General features: G+C 39.6%; 14 protein-coding genes. 10 read left to right on the top strand and 4 right to left on the bottom strand.

All coding sequences use genetic code 11. The features are described 5' to 3' along the window. Positions 1 to 58 precede the first annotated feature (58 nt). Together ftsH and rlmE are read right to left on the bottom strand one after the other, a co-directional pair. Positions 59 to 1,948 carry an ATP-dependent zinc metalloprotease FtsH gene (gene ftsH / locus WFN33_RS04650; RefSeq protein ID WP_336951808.1) on the bottom strand — a complete coding sequence of 630 codons (1,890 nt, stop codon included), beginning with the start codon at positions 1,946 to 1,948 and terminating at the stop codon, positions 59 to 61. Between the two features lie 179 nt (positions 1,949 to 2,127). Then, on the bottom strand, positions 2,128 to 2,778 hold the full coding sequence (rlmE, locus tag WFN33_RS04655) for a 23S rRNA (uridine(2552)-2'-O)-methyltransferase RlmE (RefSeq protein WP_004717323.1): 651 nt from the start codon (positions 2,776 to 2,778) through the stop codon (positions 2,128 to 2,130). 199 nt (positions 2,779 to 2,977) lie between these two features. On the opposite strand from rlmE, the gene yhbY reads away from it, so the two are divergent. Both yhbY and WFN33_RS04665 read left to right on the top strand, forming a co-directional pair. Next, a complete protein-coding gene (yhbY, locus tag WFN33_RS04660; RefSeq protein WP_004717326.1) occupies positions 2,978 to 3,301 on the top strand; it encodes a ribosome assembly RNA-binding protein YhbY in 324 nt (107 codons plus the stop codon). 11 nt (positions 3,302 to 3,312) lie between these two features. Continuing rightward, a complete protein-coding gene (locus tag WFN33_RS04665; protein WP_336951809.1) occupies positions 3,313 to 3,852 on the top strand; it encodes a DOMON-like domain-containing protein in 540 nt (179 codons plus the stop codon). Positions 3,853 to 3,966: 114 nt separating this feature from the next. Here the strand turns inward: WFN33_RS04665 and WFN33_RS04670 are convergent, their stop codons facing one another. Further along, positions 3,967 to 4,431, bottom strand: a complete 465-nt coding sequence (locus WFN33_RS04670) for a hypothetical protein (protein ID WP_336951811.1) — start codon at positions 4,429 to 4,431, stop codon at positions 3,967 to 3,969. Positions 4,432 to 4,750: 319 nt separating this feature from the next. On the opposite strand from WFN33_RS04670, the gene carA reads away from it, so the two are divergent. The 5 genes from carA (at position 4,751) to WFN33_RS04695 (ending at position 12,097) form a co-directional block, all read left to right on the top strand. Further along, a complete protein-coding gene (carA, locus tag WFN33_RS04675; RefSeq protein WP_336951812.1) occupies positions 4,751 to 5,890 on the top strand; it encodes a glutamine-hydrolyzing carbamoyl-phosphate synthase small subunit in 1,140 nt (379 codons plus the stop codon). A gap of 14 nt (positions 5,891 to 5,904) precedes the next feature. Next, positions 5,905 to 9,138, top strand: coding sequence for a carbamoyl-phosphate synthase large subunit (carB, locus tag WFN33_RS04680; protein WP_336951813.1), 3,234 nt, complete (start codon positions 5,905 to 5,907; stop codon positions 9,136 to 9,138). A gap of 92 nt (positions 9,139 to 9,230) precedes the next feature. Beyond that, positions 9,231 to 9,707: a transcription elongation factor GreA gene (gene greA / locus WFN33_RS04685; RefSeq protein WP_336951814.1), complete on the top strand. Its 477-nt coding sequence runs from the start codon at positions 9,231 to 9,233 to the stop codon at positions 9,705 to 9,707. 736 nt (positions 9,708 to 10,443) lie between these two features. Next, complete coding sequence (locus WFN33_RS04690) at positions 10,444 to 11,328, top strand: class I SAM-dependent methyltransferase (RefSeq protein ID WP_336951815.1); 885 nt, start codon at positions 10,444 to 10,446, stop codon at positions 11,326 to 11,328. Between the two features lie 145 nt (positions 11,329 to 11,473). Further along, positions 11,474 to 12,097, top strand: coding sequence for a CatB-related O-acetyltransferase (locus WFN33_RS04695; RefSeq protein WP_336951816.1), 624 nt, complete (start codon positions 11,474 to 11,476; stop codon positions 12,095 to 12,097). An 86-nt stretch (positions 12,098 to 12,183) separates the two neighbouring features. On the opposite strand, the gene WFN33_RS04700 is transcribed toward WFN33_RS04695, so the two are convergent. Further along, positions 12,184 to 13,572, bottom strand: a complete 1,389-nt coding sequence (locus tag WFN33_RS04700; RefSeq protein WP_004823234.1) for an amino acid permease — start codon at positions 13,570 to 13,572, stop codon at positions 12,184 to 12,186. Between the two features lie 352 nt (positions 13,573 to 13,924). Between WFN33_RS04700 and fahA the strand changes: the two genes are divergently transcribed. Genes fahA through WFN33_RS04715 form a run of 3 tightly spaced genes read left to right on the top strand, consistent with a single transcriptional unit; the run spans position 13,925 to position 16,418 of the window. Next, positions 13,925 to 15,232 (top strand): fumarylacetoacetase, encoded by a 1,308-nt coding sequence (gene fahA / locus WFN33_RS04705; RefSeq protein ID WP_336951817.1) that lies wholly within the window; start codon positions 13,925 to 13,927, stop codon positions 15,230 to 15,232. Continuing rightward, positions 15,219 to 15,851, top strand: coding sequence for a maleylacetoacetate isomerase (maiA, locus tag WFN33_RS04710; protein ID WP_336951818.1), 633 nt, complete (start codon positions 15,219 to 15,221; stop codon positions 15,849 to 15,851). The genes fahA and maiA overlap by 14 nt, the downstream gene beginning before the upstream one ends. A gap of 18 nt (positions 15,852 to 15,869) precedes the next feature. Further along, entirely contained in the window at positions 15,870 to 16,418 is a 549-nt protein-coding gene (locus WFN33_RS04715) for a VOC family protein (RefSeq protein WP_336951819.1), read from the top strand. The last annotated feature ends 48 nt before the right edge of the window (positions 16,419 to 16,466 follow it).

Genomic DNA, 16,466 nt, shown 5'->3' on the forward strand with positions numbered 1-16,466 from the left:
GAATTTTTTTGTATAAAAAAAGAGCCTCGATTGAGGCTCTTGTTTATTTACTGACTGATCAGGTCGCTGGCAATGGTGGTGGCGTTGATGGACCATCTGTAGGTGTTACATCAAGCACTGGATTTTCCGCAACATAAACCTTAGGTGGCTGAGGAGGACGACCTTCCATGATGTCACGGATCTGATCACGATCAATCGTTTCCCATTCCATCAAAGCTTTTACCATTGCATGTGCAATATCTTTGTTATTTTCAAGGATATCACGTGCAACACGATACTGTTCATCTAGGATACGACGTACTTCTTGGTCAACTTGCTGTTGCGTTGCTTCAGAAATTGTACGGCTACCGACATTTCCGAAGAAACCATTTTGGTTTTCATCTTCATAGACCATCACGCCCATTTTGTCTGACATACCGTACTTGGTCACCATTGCGCGTGCCATTTTGGTTGCACGTTCAAAGTCGTTAGACGCACCCGTTGACATTTGATCAATGAAAACTTCTTCTGCAATACGACCACCAAATAAGATTGAAAGTTCATTCAACATCTTAGACTTGTAATGGCTGGTTTGATCATGTTCTGGCAATTGCCAAGTTACACCCAAAGCCCAACCACGTGGCATAATTGTTACTTTATGCACAGGGTCAGTCCCTGGAAGAATTTCTGCAACAATGGCATGACCTGCTTCATGATAAGCAGTTGCACGACGTTCCTCTTCACGGATCACCATCGACTTACGCTCAGGACCCATGTAGATCTTATCTTTTGCATCTTCAAAGTCATGCATATCGACGGTGTTCTTGTTACGACGAGCAGCAAATAATGCAGCTTCATTGACAAGATTCGCCAATTGCGCACCAGAGAAACCAGGTGTACCACGTGCCAATACCTTAAGATCAACACCAGTTACCGAAGGAAGTTTCTTTAAATGCACTGCCAAGATCTGTTCACGACCTTTAATATCTGGCAGCCCCACCATCACTTGACGGTCGAAACGCCCCGGACGAAGTAATGCTTTATCTAGTACATCCGCACGGTTTGTTGCCGCAATGACGATAATCCCTTCATTACCTTCAAAACCATCCATTTCAACAAGCATTTGGTTTAGTGTTTGTTCACGTTCATCATGACCACCACCTGTACCTGAACCACGATGACGACCGACTGCATCAATCTCATCAATAAAGATGATACATGGTGCATGGCGTTTCGCCTGTTCGAACATGTCACGCACACGAGATGCACCAACACCAACGAACATTTCAACGAAGTCAGAACCTGAAATACTAAAGAATGGAACTTTGGCTTCACCAGCAATCGCTTTTGCAAGTAAAGTTTTACCTGTACCTGGTGGACCAACCATCAATACGCCTTTAGGAATTGTTGCCCCTAAGCGTTTGAATTTTGCGGGGTCTTTCAAGAAATCAACGATTTCTACAACTTCTTGTTTTGCTTCATCACAACCAGCAACATCGGTAAAGGTCACTTTGATTTGGTCTTCTGAAAGCATTTTCGCTTTAGATTTACCAAAACTCATTGGTCCATTTTTACCACCTGCACCACCACCCATGTTACGCATAAAGAACATGAACAATAAAATAATTAAAAGCACAGGAAAGCTTGCGATGAGAAGTTGCATCAATAAACCTTGACGTTGAGGTGCAGTACCTTCAACAACAACGTTATTTTTGATGAGTGTAGGCATCAATTCAGGATCTTGAACTGCTGGGCGAATACTTTCAAAGTTCGAACCGTTCTTTTTTTCGCCGCTTATTCTTTCACCATCAATTGTGACTTTACTAATTTGACCAGCATTCACCGCTGTGACGAATTCTGAATAATTCATCGCAGAAGGCTTACTGCGGTCACTGAGATTGCTGAAAATTAAGATCAGCACACCCAGTATGACCAGCCACAATACGGCATTTTTGAAGTAATCGCTCAAAGCTTTATTCCCATATATAACTATTTTGATCAGGCTCAATCTTGCTTGATCGTAACAAAAAGCGAGTAATGAATTTCGCAATAAAGGTTAAAAAGGTACAAAATGCACAATTTTTAACAACTTGGCAAGTATTTGTTGGCAATTCATTACGAAGAATGAACATACCTCAAAACCACCACCTATTGCGAAACTTTTTTACGGCCCTGTCCAATTAAAAAAACTTCTTTTGAACGTGCACGTGAAGCAGCTGGTTTTGCTGTTTTTAACACATCAAAACTATCCACGACTTGCTTTCGGAACTCATCAAAACCAGTTCCTTGGAAAACTTTAACTAAAAACTGCCCTTTTGGTCCAAGAACCTTGTTGGCAAAATCTAACGCAAGTTCACACAAGTAAATCTGGCGAGGTTGATCTACAGCCCTATTACCTGATGTATTGGGGGCCATATCTGAAATTACAACGTCTACAGTGCGTCCATTTAAAATATTTAACAATTTTTCGAAAACTTCTTCTTCTCTAAAATCACCTTGTAAGAAGGTAACATCAGGCAAAGCATCCATTTCCAAAATATCTGAAGCAATCACTAAACCTTTATCACCAACCAGTTTACCAGCGATTTGCGACCAACTTCCTGGCGCAGCACCCAAGTCAACCACGGTCATACCTGGTTTAATCATTTTGTGTTTTTCTTGAATTTCAAGAAGTTTATATGCAGCGCGAGCTCGGTAACCTTCTTTTTGTGCTTTTTTCACAAAAGGGTCATCTAAATGCTCTCTCATCCACGCACGACTACTTTTGGATAACTTCTGGTTGGTAATGCGTGTAGCCATAACTCTCTTGATCTAAACCGATAACTAACTTCTGATTGTACGTGAAAAAAAATCTCATTGCAGTATTCATATTGATTTAAATCGACAGATATTGATATGTTTTTTTGAATAAGCTTCATCGATTATTTCTACAGAATTTACAGCGTAGTGATATGGCTTTTGTTATACTAAGTCGTTTCTAAAATTAGGTTATCTTTATATGGCGGCTCTATCTATCCAAGAACGTAAACGTTTACGTCAAATCGGCCATGCGTTAAATCCTGTTGTAATGCTTGGCGATAAAGGCTTGACTGAAAGTGTCGTTGAAGAATTAAATCGTGCTTTAAATGATCACGAGTTAATTAAAGTCAAGGTTACTGGTGAAGACCGCGAAGCACGTGCTGCAACGATTACTGAAATTGCAAATGTTACTGGTGCTGAAGTTGTTCAAACAATTGGTAAAATTGCATTGCTTTATAAAAAAGCTGCGAAACAAAATCCAAAATTGTCTAATTTAGTTCGCCACGCTCATCTTTCAAATTAAGATTTATTTTCATGGCAAGTTTCGAACTGAATGCATTTGATCGTCGTTTTCAAAGTATCTCCCTAGTTGGTGCGATTGAACAAATTAGCCCGTATACGCTCAATGTCGGTTATTGGTTAAGAGATCCCAATCAATTCATAATTTATCCTGAACTGGTTACAGCAAATCCGCGTCAGGATTTGCTTTGGGAAAATACCTGTTTTGAGATTTTTATAGGTGTGCAAGGCGAAGATTATTATCGTGAAATTAATCTATCCCCTTCTCAAGCTTGGCAAGCTTATCAATTTGAAGAATATCGTTATCCTGAAAATATGCCACCAGTCGCTGCTTATGACATTGAATTAAATCAGTTAAAGCGCACACATTATGGATTAAATGTCAGCATAGATCTTAGCGAGTTTATGCTTGCCAATAAATTAAAATGGTCAGACTTATTTTTGGGTTTAAGCGCTGTTTTAAATACCACGCAAGGTCAACATTTCTTTGCCATGCAACACAGTGGCCAACAGGCCGACTTTCACAATAAACGTGATTGGTTACATACATTTTAGACTACAATTATGTAAACTGAGCTTGAAAATAAAAAAAGTGAGGCTAGTTGCCTCACTTTTTTATTGCCATTTTTCTTAAAAATAGCTTTTCTTAAAACATAAGCCTTACATATCTTATTGTTTTGTCGTTACTTTATTCCAAACTTCTAAAGTGTGATCTTTAGAACGCTTTAAAGTTTCAGTTAACTGAACTTTATGTTTGCTCGAAATTTGTGAAACGTCTTCACGAATTTCTTTACCAACTTCAGTTAACTCTTTCACTAAAATGCTTAATTCTGATTTTAAGAAATCAGCTAATTCAGCCAAATCTTTTTGTGAAGTGGAAAATTGTGATTTGATCACATCAAGACGTTGCACCAAATCTTGTTTAAAGTTTTGTACTTGATCTTGAACTTGCTCAGTTAATTGCTCTGACTCTGCTTCAAGCTTAGTTTTAGTTTCTGTAACAGCTTCAGCAACTTTCTGCTGCGCTTCTTTACCTAACTTCTCTAAGTTCTCTGTAGTTTCAGTTACAACTTCTTTCAAAGCTGCGGTGTCTTTGGTTACTTTCTCTGTAACACTTTCTTTAGATATTGTCATATTGATTCCCCCTGGAATGTGAGTCAATAAGATACATTGAAAAGATAAATTTTAGATTTTGATTTGTCTAACAATAATTAAATACTTACAATTTCAAATATTTCACTTTAAAAGCAGAATTAATGATAAATAGCAAGGTATTTATCTTAGATTATCCCTCGAAATAAAATAGACTTTCGAGGGGCTCATGCGTATAATGCGCTGTTAAGTTACAAGCGAGCAGACAAGAGGAGGGTAGGATTTAGTAAGCCTTCCTTTTTTTTCGTCTACTCGCTTTTTTACAGCCCTATTTTTGTGGTTTTAGTTCAGGAGCTATGGTTTGAGCACCCCCGCCATTTTAGCCCTTGCTGACGGTACTGTTTTTAAAGGTACATCGATCGGCGCTACGGGAAGTACGACTGGTGAAGTCGTTTTTAACACTGCCATGACTGGTTATCAAGAAATTTTGACCGACCCTAGTTATGCACAGCAACTTGTAACTTTAACTTATCCTCATATCGGTAATACTGGTTGTAATGAAGAAGACGCTGAATCAGGTCGAATTCATAAAGTTTGGGCGAATGGTTTAATCATTCGTGACCTACCGTTATTACACAGCAATTTCCGAGCTACTCAGTCTCTTGGCGAATATTTACAACAACATAATGTCGTTGCCATTGCAGATATTGATACTCGTAAATTGACACGTATTTTACGTGACAAAGGCGCACAAAACGGATGCATTCTTGCCGGCGATAATATTACTGAAGAAGAAGCTATTGCAAAAGCACGTGCCTTTGGTGGTCTAGATGGTTTAGACCTTGCGAAAGAATGTTGTGACCCACAAGGTTTTGAATGGACCGAAGGCTCATGGACACTGGGCCAAGGCTTTTCTCAACCTGAAACAAAGTTTCATGTTGTTGCATACGATTACGGTGTCAAAACCAACATCTTACGTATGCTTGCCGACCGTGGGTGTAAATTAACTGTTGTTCCTGCACAAACACCTGCTGAAAAAGTATTGGCGTTAAATCCAGATGGCGTATTTTTGTCAAATGGACCTGGCGATCCAGCAGCATGTGATTATGCAATTGCGGCAGTAAAAACCATTGTTGAAACTACAAACCTACCAGTTTTCGGTATTTGTTTGGGTCATCAAATTCTAGCTTTAGCTTCTGGCGCTAGAACGGTGAAAATGCCACATGGTCACCACGGTGCAAACCATCCTGTACAGAATCTTGAAAATGGTACAGTGATGATTACTTCTCAAAACCATGGCTTTGCAGTAGATGCAGAAACCTTACCTGCAAACCTCAAAGCTACGCATAAATCTTTGTTCGATCAAACCTTACAAGGTATTCATCGTACAGATAAACCTGCGTTTAGCTTTCAAGGTCACCCTGAAGCAAGCCCTGGTCCACATGACTGTGCCCCATTGTTCGATCATTTCATCGAACTTATTGAAGCATCTAAGAAGTAATTAAGGAAGCGATCATGGCTAAACGTACAGACATTAAAAGCATCTTAATTATTGGTGCGGGTCCGATTGTCATCGGGCAAGCATGTGAGTTCGATTACTCAGGTGCACAAGCATGTAAAGCCCTTCGTGAAGAAGGCTACCGTGTTATTTTGGTGAACTCTAACCCAGCCACCATTATGACTGACCCAACTATGGCAGATGCAACGTATATCGAACCGATTACGTGGCAAACTGTTGCACAAATCATTGAGAAAGAACGCCCAGATGCGGTTCTTCCAACAATGGGTGGTCAAACGGCATTAAACTGTGCATTGGCACTAGATGCCAACGGTATTTTAGAAAAATACAATGTTGAATTGATTGGTGCGACCAAAGAAGCCATCGAAAAAGCGGAAGATCGCAAACTTTTCGATATCGCAATGCGCAAAATTGGTTTGGAATGCCCACGTGCTGATGTTGCAGAAAGCATGGAACATGCGCTTGAAATTCAAGCCCGTTTCGGCTTCCCTGTGATTATCCGCCCATCATTTACGATGGGTGGTTCAGGTGGTGGTATCGCCTATAACAAAGAAGAATTCATTGAAATCTGTGAACGCGGTTTTGATCTTTCTCCAACCAAACAATTATTGATTGATGAATCATTAATTGGCTGGAAAGAATATGAAATGGAAGTTGTTCGTGACAAAAACGACAACTGTATCATTGTATGTACCATTGAAAACTTCGATCCAATGGGTGTGCATACCGGTGACTCCATTACTGTTGCACCTGCACAGACACTAACAGATAAAGAGTTCCAATTACTGCGTAATGCTTCTTTAGCTGTGCTACGTGAAATTGGTGTAGAGACAGGCGGATCAAACGTTCAGTTCGGTATCAACCCGAAAGATGGTCGTATGGTTGTGATCGAGATGAACCCTCGTGTATCTCGTTCTTCTGCGCTTGCGTCTAAAGCAACAGGTTTCCCTATTGCCAAAATTGCAGCAAAACTTGCAGTGGGCTATACCCTTGATGAATTGAAAAATGACATCACTGGTGGAACAACGCCTGCATCGTTTGAACCTGCAATCGACTATGTTGTAACCAAGATTCCTCGCTTTAACTTCGAGAAATTCCCACAAGCTGATGCAACACTCACGACACAGATGAAATCTGTGGGTGAAGTCATGGCAATTGGTCGTAACTTCCAAGAATCTGTACAAAAGGCACTTCGTGGTCTTGAAGTCGGTGCTTGTGGTTTTGATGAGAAAATTGCAGTAGGTACTGAAGGCGCGAAAGATAAAATCTTGGTCGAGCTTAAAGTGCCAGGTCCTGAGCGTATTTGGTATGTTGCTGACGCATTCCGTCATGGCTTCACATTAGATGAAGTATTTGCTGCAACCAATATCGATCGTTGGTTCTTGATTCAAATCCAAGACATCATTCAGTCTGAAGAGCAAATCAAAACTTTAGGTTTTGGTGATTTGAACGCTGACAATATCCGTGCATTTAAACGTAAAGGTTTATCTGATTTACGTATTGCTGACTTGATGGGCATTTCGCAAAAGCAATTCCGTAAGCACCGTTGGAACTTGGGTGTATACCCTGTTTACAAACGTGTAGATACCTGTGCAGCTGAGTTCGAGTCAGATACTGCTTACATGTACTCAACTTATGATGACGAGTGTGAAGCGAATCCGTCTAACCGTGACAAGATCATGGTGATCGGTGGTGGTCCTAACCGTATTGGTCAAGGGATCGAGTTCGATTATTGCTGTGTTCACGCTGCCCTTGCAATGCGTGAAGATGGTTATGAAACCATTATGGTTAACTGTAACCCTGAAACGGTTTCAACTGACTATGACACATCTGATCGTTTGTACTTTGAACCGATCACTTTAGAAGACGTTTTAGAAATCGTACGTACAGAAAAACCAAAAGGTATTATCGTACAGTACGGCGGTCAAACACCTTTGAAATTGGCTCGTGCTTTAGAAGAAGCAGGTGCACCAATTATCGGTACGTCTCCAGATGCGATTGACCGTGCAGAAGATCGTGAACGTTTCCAACAGATGATTCAACGTTTGAATCTTCGTCAACCAAGCAACAGCATTGTTAAATCTGCTGAAGAAGGTATGGCTGAAGCATCTAAAGTGGGTTATCCGTTGGTTGTACGTCCATCTTATGTCCTTGGTGGTCGTGCGATGGAAATCGTATACAACGACGACGAACTTAAACGTTACTTGCGTGATGCTGTACAAGCGTCTAACGAAGCACCTGTACTGCTTGACCATTTCCTTGATGATGCAACAGAAGTCGATGTTGACTGTGTATCTGACGGCAAAGATGTGGTGATCGGCGGTATTATGCAGCATATCGAACAAGCGGGTATTCACTCTGGTGACTCAGCATGTTCAATTCCGCCTTACTCTCTTTCTGCAGAGATTCAGGATGAAATGCGTCGTCAAACCGTTGCTATGGCGAAAGAGCTTGGTGTGATTGGCTTGATGAACGTACAGTTTGCTGTTAAAGGCAATGACGTTTATATTCTTGAAGTGAACCCACGTGCGTCTCGTACAGTACCGTTCGTTTCTAAATGTATCGGCGAATCATTAGCAAAAGTTGCGGCACGTTGTATGGCGGGTCAATCTTTAGAATCGCAAGGATTCACAAAAGAGATTATCCCAACGCATTTTGCTGTAAAAGAAGCAGTATTCCCGTTCAACAAATTCCCAGGTGTAGACCCGATCCTTGGACCAGAAATGAAATCTACTGGTGAAGTGATGGGTGTTGGTACAACTTTTGGTGAAGCTTTCTATAAAGCTGTGTTAGGCTCTAACGATCGCTTACCAGGTAAACCAACTGATGGTGAAGTGAAGCACGTATTTATTTCAGTACGTCATTCAGATAAGCCTCGTGCCGCGGGTATTGCGAAACAATTGGTTGATTTAGGCTTCAAAATTATCGCAACTGGCGGTACTTATGATGTCATTAAAGAGGCTGGTATTGAATGTGAACGTGTGAATAAAGTAACTGAAGGTCGTCCAAATATTGTCGACCGCTTGAAAAATGGCGAGATTCACCTCATTATCAATACTACTGAAGGTAAACAAGCTCAGCAGGATTCATTCTCAATCCGTCGCTCTGCTCTTCAAGGTAAAGTGTATTACACAACTACCTTGAATGGTGCTGATGCTGTATGCCAAGCTTTAGCAATTAAATTGCCAATGGATGTATATCGCTTGCAAGATTTGCAAACACTAGGTTAATTCGTTTCCGATAAGTCCCGCCATCTTATCGGTGGCGGGCTTTTTTCATTTTATAAACCTGTATTTTTTAAATACTGAACTGAGGGACAACAATGCAACGTTATCCTATGACTCCTGAAGGCAAGGTAGCCTTAGAGAAAGAATTGCAACAGCTCAAATCTGTTGATCGTCCACGTATTATTGCAGCAATTGCAGAAGCACGTGAACATGGGGATTTAAAAGAAAACGCAGAATACCATGCAGCGCGCGAGCAACAAGGTTTTTGTGAAGGTCGTATTCAAGACATCGAAGGTAAACTTGGTGCTTGCCAAGTTATTGATGTTAAGGAACTTGAGCAAACTGGTCGTGTGGTTTTTGGTGTGACGGTAACCATTGAGAATTTGGATACTGAAGAAAAGAAAACCTATAAGATTGTAGGTGATGATGAAGCTGACTTTAAGATCAATAAGATCTCAGTGAACTCGCCTATTGCGCGTGGTCTTCTTGGCAAGAATGAAGGTGACGAAGCTAAAATCACTACACCACAAGGTGAAGTGGAATATGAAGTGGTGAGTGTTGAATATATTTAACACATACTAGGGCTGATGATTCAGCCCTTTTTATTGAGCTAAAAATATAAAATGAATAACAAAAAACTAATCGCTTTTATATTCAACCATCAGTTATTGACTAAGACAAAACGACTCAAAATATTTTTGTCAAAGCCTAAGACACAAAAATACAATTTCAATAATTAATATTCTTAATAAAATCAAAAAAATGTAGAAATAAATTATTCAATTATAAAAAGCTTGCAATGCCACACATTACATTTAAAGTCTAAATAGCTTTGTTTAGGCAAAGGGTACATCCTGTACCCCTGCATTCCCAAACATCAAGGGCAACATCCATGTCGCCCCACAGTAGGATAATCATCTAGAATTCAAAAATACAAAAACTTATTCATAGCCGAAAATTTTCAAGTTCATACAAAAACATAAGCTTCATTGATGATCAATGACAGGATGCAAATCATTTATATATACAATTAGAAGGTTTAGCTATATAGATAAAAAGTTTAAAAACATTCACATCAGAACAATCCTGCATTCACATAGAAATTAACACTGATCACGTATCTATTTAATAAATATCAAACATCATCCATACATTTCTCAAATCTTGCTCCAAGCAAAATATGATGCATCCGCCATACGAACTCAAAGAAAACTAGCATTTATCACCAACCGCTCTAAGTAAATTGCCATTGTTAAATATTTTCGATGCATTACATTGAGGAAAAATTAAAATTCATTGAGAACGAGAATGAAAGCAGGACGAGCAAGTAAAACTGCTGAAGCAGCGGCAGCAATTAGAGCCAATCATCATTTAAATGCCAACGATCCAGTATTCTCTGACCCTTATGCATTTGAAATGACCAATTCACAATGGCGTTTACTTTTAAATAATGCTCTTCTACGTAAAGCGTTAAACTCCAATTTAATGAATCAAACTTTTGGTAAATTGACAGGCCAAGTGGTTGGACGTTCTCGCTATACAGAAGATCTTTTAAAACAAGCGATTGAACATGATCATATTCAACAATATGTATTGGTTGGCGCTGGTCTAGACTCTTTTGTATTACGCTTGGCCCAGCAATACCCCCAACTCAAAATATTTGAAATTGATCATCCTGATACACAAAGAACCAAATTAGAAAAATTAAAAAAGCTTAGTAATACAGGTGAGCTCCCAAGCAATGTGGAATTTGTTGGCATTGATTTTGAAAAAGAAAAACTGTCTGATGCTTTGGCGCGTAGTGGATTTCAAAACACCCAAGCCACATTTTTTTCATGGCTGGGCACAACCCATTATTTAACCCCACAAGCAACCCTAGCAACCTTACACAACATTGCATCCTTTACTGGCAAAAATAGCCAAGTTGTGATGGATTATTCGATTGATTATAAAGTCTTACAAGGTATTGAGCGTTTGGGTAGCTTCGCAGTGTCACAGTTTACCCGTTTCTTAAAAGAGCCTTTGATTGGTGCGTTTGCTTCGCAAGCATTGCATCATGCAGTTGAAATGATGGGTTATCAGGTGGTTGAAGATTTATCAGGTAAAGACATTACCCATCGTTACTTTAACCATCGTGCTGATCATATTCGTCATACCCATGCCACGCATTTGATCCATTTAAAAATAGGTTAATACTTGAATACCAGCCAAGGAATAGCTGAAGAATTGATGTTTAAACCCAATACACTGAATATTTTTTAATTGCTGATCAAGATCTAAGTTCAATCTAAGGTTACAATGCGCGCTCTAGCCCTTGCACTTAAGCTTTTGTACTCCCATGACTGACGCTATTCACTCCCCCGTAAAACACTGGTGCGAATTTGAGTTTATTTCTAAAACTGTGAAAAATCCCAATATTCATATTAAAGGAAATTATTCTTATTATTCGGCATATTGGGATCAGGGATTTGAACGTTGCGTGGTGCGTTATTTGCATGATAAGCCGTCAACTGTAGAGAAACCAATTGACCAATTATATATTGGTAACTTTGTTTGTTTTGGGGCGGAATGTGTGGTCATGATGGGTGGCAATCAATTACATCGCTCTGACTGGATCTCTACATTTCCTTTTGATACCCGTAGCTTTTTACCCGCTGGGGATACAGTGATTGGCGATGGCTGTTGGATTGGCAGTCGTGCCATGATTATGCAAGGGGTAACGCTAGGTGAAGGTGCCATCGTTGCTACAGGTGCAGTCGTCACTCAAGACGTGCCAGCGTATGCAATTGTCGGTGGTGTACCGGCAAAACTCATTAAATATCGGTTTTCTCAGGATCAGACTGAAAAATTACAATCAGTTAAATTGTATGATTTAGATGAGAAGCAGGTTTTAAAAATTCGTGAACAATTACAAAGCGATGATATCAATCAATTGATTGATTTTTTAAAAGCAGCAGAATAATACCCTCGGTATAGGTTAATAATCACACAAAAAGCAAAAAGGGCTAAATATCAATTTAGCCCTTTTGCAAAGATTAAAATCTTTTGCTACACATCAGAATTTAACACAACATTTTGTTGTGCATTTTTTAACTTTCGTTGTTTCAGATAATAAGCAAGCATCAAACAAAGAATCCATGCTGGAATCATCATTACCGCAATACGCATATTCTCGGTGAATGACATTACCACCAGAATACCCAACATAAAGATAATGCAAAGATAATTACTGAATGGATAAGCAATACTTGGAAACTTGGTGGTCTGCCCTTGTGTTTGCATGGCTTTACGGAACTTTAAATGCGTCCATGAAATAACCACCCAGTTAATCACAATTGCAGCAACCACTAACATCATCAATAAACCAAATGCTTTTTCTGGAAATGCATAATTGAGTAGTACACATAAAACCGTAACAAAAGCTGAAACATAAACCGCATTGGTTGGAATACCACGCTTATTAATATGCTTAAGGAACTTCGGTGCATTACCCTGTTGTGCTAAACCAAGTAACATGCGACTACTACAATAACTGGTCCCGTTATACACCGAAACAGCTGCGGTAAGAATGACAAAATTCAGTAAGGTCGCAACACCATGACTATCCAGTGAAGCAAATACCATTACAAATGGGCTACCACCTTCTGCCATTTGGTTCCATGGAAAAAGTGCAAATAAGATAAACAGTGTTGCAATATAGAAAATCAAAATACGATAAATAATTTGATTGACTGCTTTAGGCAGAGTTTTATCAGGATCACGCGCTTCTGCTGCAGTAATACCAAATAGCTCAATCCCACCAAAGGCAAAAATAATCACAGCCATTGCCATGACTAAACCTTCCACACCAAATGGGAAAAACCCACCCAATGCCCAAAGGTTACTAATGCTTGCCTGTGGCCCTGCTGTACCTGTTGCAAGTAGATAGGAACCAAAGCCGATCATGGCTAGGATTGCCAAAATTTTGACGATAGAGAACCAAAATTCCATTTCACCAAAAAATTTTACATGCAATAAGTTGATACCGTTGATTAAAACAAAAAACACCAATGCTGAAATCCAAGTTGGGATTTCAGGCCACCAATATTGAATATAAAGACCAATTGCGCTCAGCTCTGCCATACAGACCAAAACATTGAGTACCCAATAATTCCAGCCAGACATAAAACCTGCAAATGAGCCCCAGTATTTGTATGCAAAGTGACTAAATGAACCACTGACTGGTTCTTGCACCACCATTTCACCTAACTGTCGCATCATTAAAAACGCAATAAATCCAGCAATCGCATAACCGAGTATGACTGAAGGACCTGCAAGCTTAATCGATTGCGAGATACCCAGAAACAATCCTGTACCAATTGCACCACCTAGCGCGATAAGCTGGATGTGCCGATTGCTTAAACCATGTTTCAGGTTTCCTTGCTCATGTTTTGACATATGATTATTCTCATCCTTGTCTCGTAATTTTTGTATTCAAAATTACGTATATCATAAGTTAATCAAAAATGCCTATATCTAATCGAAAAATAATTGATTTACTTTTCTCATAACCGCGCATATAAGCAGAAAATTCAACAAATAACAATTATTATGAATTATGTAATTAAATTATGTATTGCGTAATTAAATATTTTCAGTATGATAGAAATCATAAGACACTGACAGCTTGCTTGAGTCATTTGAATAAGGCATTTAAATAAATCTATATTCATTTGTTTTTCAAATACTTAAGAAAAATATCAAAGATTTTGATCTTCTCTAACAAAATTAAAGACAAGGAAAGCAAATCATGAGCTCACATTTAACTTGTTTTCTTGAAATTGACTCACAATCAGATTTCACCATACATAATTTGCCCTACGGTATTTTTAGTGAAACACCCCAAGGCACAAAACGAGTGGGTGTTGCCATTGGAGATTGGGTCATAGACCTTGCCCACTTAGAGGCACATGGACTATTAGCGATCAATGGACATCAAGATTGTTTTAATCAAGCGACACTGAATAAATTTATAGAAACGGGTAAACACAACTGGCAAAAGGTTCGTACTACATTACAAAGTCTACTCTCTGCTGAAAATCCAACACTTCGTGATGATGTGGTTTTACGCCAAAATGCATTATTTAAGCAAAATACAGTCACTTTGCACTTACCTATTCAAGTCTCTGGCTATACAGATTTCTACTCATCCAAAGAACATGCCACCAATGTCGGAACCATGTTTAGAGATCCTAAGAATGCATTGCTTCCAAACTGGAGCGAACTTCCTGTGGGATATAATGGTCGTGCCAGCTCTGTGATTGTCAGTGGCAAAGATATTGTTCGACCTTCTGGGCAAATCAAATTACCTGATCAAGAACGCCCTGTTTTCTCTGCAACACGTAAACTCGATTTTGAATTAGAAACTGCCTTTATCGTTGGCAAAGCGACTGAATTGGGTGAGCCTATCGTGATTGCAGATGCTTGGGATCATATTTTTGGTATGGTTTTGCTCAATGACTGGTCGGCACGTGATATTCAACAATGGGAATACGTACCATTAGGCCCGTTTAACGCCAAGACTTTTGCAAGTGCAATTTCACCTTGGGTGGTGACCATGCAAGCACTGGAACCGTTTAAAGTCAAAGGTCCAGAACAACAACCTAAACCACTTTGCTATTTAGAAGAAAATATTGCCAACAGCTATGATATTCACCTCAGTATTGAAGTTCAAAGCCCTCAATCAACACAAGCTGATGTGATTTCCCAAACCAACTTTAAATATATGTATTGGTCCATGGCACAGCAACTCACCCACCACACAGTTGCAGGTTGTAATGTCCAAGTCGGTGACTTGATGGGTTCAGGCACAATTTCAGGTCCTACAGAAGATGCTTATGGTAGCTTACTTGAACTGACATGGAATACCACCAAACCGCTAACTCTCTCGAATGGAGAAAAACGTGGTTTCTTGCAAGATGGTGACCGTGTCGTGATGAAAGGCTACTGTGAAAAAGCAGGGATCCGTGTGGGCTTTGGTGAGGTTGCCAATCGCATTTTGCCAGCGCGCCAGTTTAGCTTCCATCAAACAGAAGACTTGAGCTATGAAACTGTATAGTTATTTTCGTAGCTCTGCGGCTTATCGGGTTCGGATTGCACTGAATCTCAAACAACTGAGTTATGAAATACAACCCGTGCATTTGGTCAAGAATGAGCAACTACTAGAGCTTTACCGAGCCGTTAATCCAAGCCAATGTGTTCCAACTTTAGTGGATGAAGATCAAAGCTTTTTACAGTCACTCAGTATCTTGGAATATCTTGAAGAACGTTATCCAGCAATTTCATTATTGCCTGAAAATATCGTCACGCGAAGTAAAGTACGTGCTTTTGCACAAGCGATCGCCTGCGATATTCATCCGTTAAATAATTTAAGAGTCTTAAAGTATTTACAAGATGATCTTGCTCTCAGTGACGAGCAAAAAAAACACTGGTACCAACACTGGATCGTAGAGGGTTTTAACAGCTTAGAAGCCCAACTACAAGATTCAAATGGGAAATTCTGTTTTGGTACACAACCGACATTTGCAGACTGTTGTTTGATTCCTCAAGTCTATAACGCCAAACGCTTTGAAATTGATTTAAGCACTTTTGCAAAGATTGAGTCGATTAGTCAACACTGTTTAACCCTTCCAGCCTTCTTCAATGCTGCTCCAGAACAACAACCTGATTGGGAATAAAGATAAAGGAGTTTTATCATGAGCTTTGCGATTAAAAAAATTCACCATGTGGCTTATCGTTGTAAAGATGCCAAAGAAACCGTGGAATGGTATAAAAAAATGCTCAATATGGATTTTATTTTGGCCTTTGCTGAAGACCATGTGCCTTCGACCAAAGCCTTTGATCCGTATATGCATTTGTTCTTAGATGCTGGGCAAGGAAATGTATTGGCATTTTTTGAGCTGCCTACTCAACCAGATATGGGGCGTGACGAAAATACCCCTCAATGGGTTCAACACATCGCATTTGAAGTTGAAGACCTGAATACTCTACTGATTGCAAAAGAGCATCTCGAAGCACATGGCGTTAAAGTTCTTGGCATCACCAACCATGGCATTTTCCACTCGATTTATTTCTTTGATCCCAATGGTCACCGTTTAGAACTAACCTATAACGATGTGCATGCAGATGCAAAAATTGCACGAATTACCGAAGAAATGAAATTAGAAATGCTGGATGAGTGGAGTCGTACCAAACGCGCACCTCAGCATACTCATTTTTTGCATGAAGACGAGTTGGGAGCATAATCATACTCAATTGAATATGTCTAGGTGCCAAAGCCGACTTGGTATTTA

The sequence above is a fragment of the Acinetobacter sp. AS167 genome, assembly GCF_037152175.1.
Classification (GTDB): Bacteria; Pseudomonadota; Gammaproteobacteria; order Pseudomonadales; family Moraxellaceae; genus Acinetobacter.

Excerpts from the sequence above, each read along its gene's own strand:
- rlmE (WP_004717323.1), bottom strand. The coding sequence starts at position 2,778 with ATGGCTACACGCATTACCAACCAGAAGTTATCCAAAAGTAGTCGTGCG.
- yhbY (WP_004717326.1), top strand. The coding sequence starts at position 2,978 with ATGGCGGCTCTATCTATCCAAGAACGTAAACGTTTACGTCAAATCGGC.
- WFN33_RS04665 (WP_336951809.1), top strand. The coding sequence starts at position 3,313 with ATGGCAAGTTTCGAACTGAATGCATTTGATCGTCGTTTTCAAAGTATC.
- WFN33_RS04670 (WP_336951811.1), bottom strand. The coding sequence starts at position 4,431 with ATGACAATATCTAAAGAAAGTGTTACAGAGAAAGTAACCAAAGACACC.
- carB (WP_336951813.1), top strand. The coding sequence starts at position 5,905 with ATGGCTAAACGTACAGACATTAAAAGCATCTTAATTATTGGTGCGGGT.
- greA (WP_336951814.1), top strand. The coding sequence starts at position 9,231 with ATGCAACGTTATCCTATGACTCCTGAAGGCAAGGTAGCCTTAGAGAAA.
- WFN33_RS04690 (WP_336951815.1), top strand. The coding sequence starts at position 10,444 with ATGAAAGCAGGACGAGCAAGTAAAACTGCTGAAGCAGCGGCAGCAATT.
- WFN33_RS04695 (WP_336951816.1), top strand. The coding sequence starts at position 11,474 with ATGACTGACGCTATTCACTCCCCCGTAAAACACTGGTGCGAATTTGAG.
- WFN33_RS04700 (WP_004823234.1), bottom strand. The coding sequence starts at position 13,572 with ATGTCAAAACATGAGCAAGGAAACCTGAAACATGGTTTAAGCAATCGG.
- fahA (WP_336951817.1), top strand. The coding sequence starts at position 13,925 with ATGAGCTCACATTTAACTTGTTTTCTTGAAATTGACTCACAATCAGAT.
- maiA (WP_336951818.1), top strand. The coding sequence starts at position 15,219 with ATGAAACTGTATAGTTATTTTCGTAGCTCTGCGGCTTATCGGGTTCGG.
- WFN33_RS04715 (WP_336951819.1), top strand. The coding sequence starts at position 15,870 with ATGAGCTTTGCGATTAAAAAAATTCACCATGTGGCTTATCGTTGTAAA.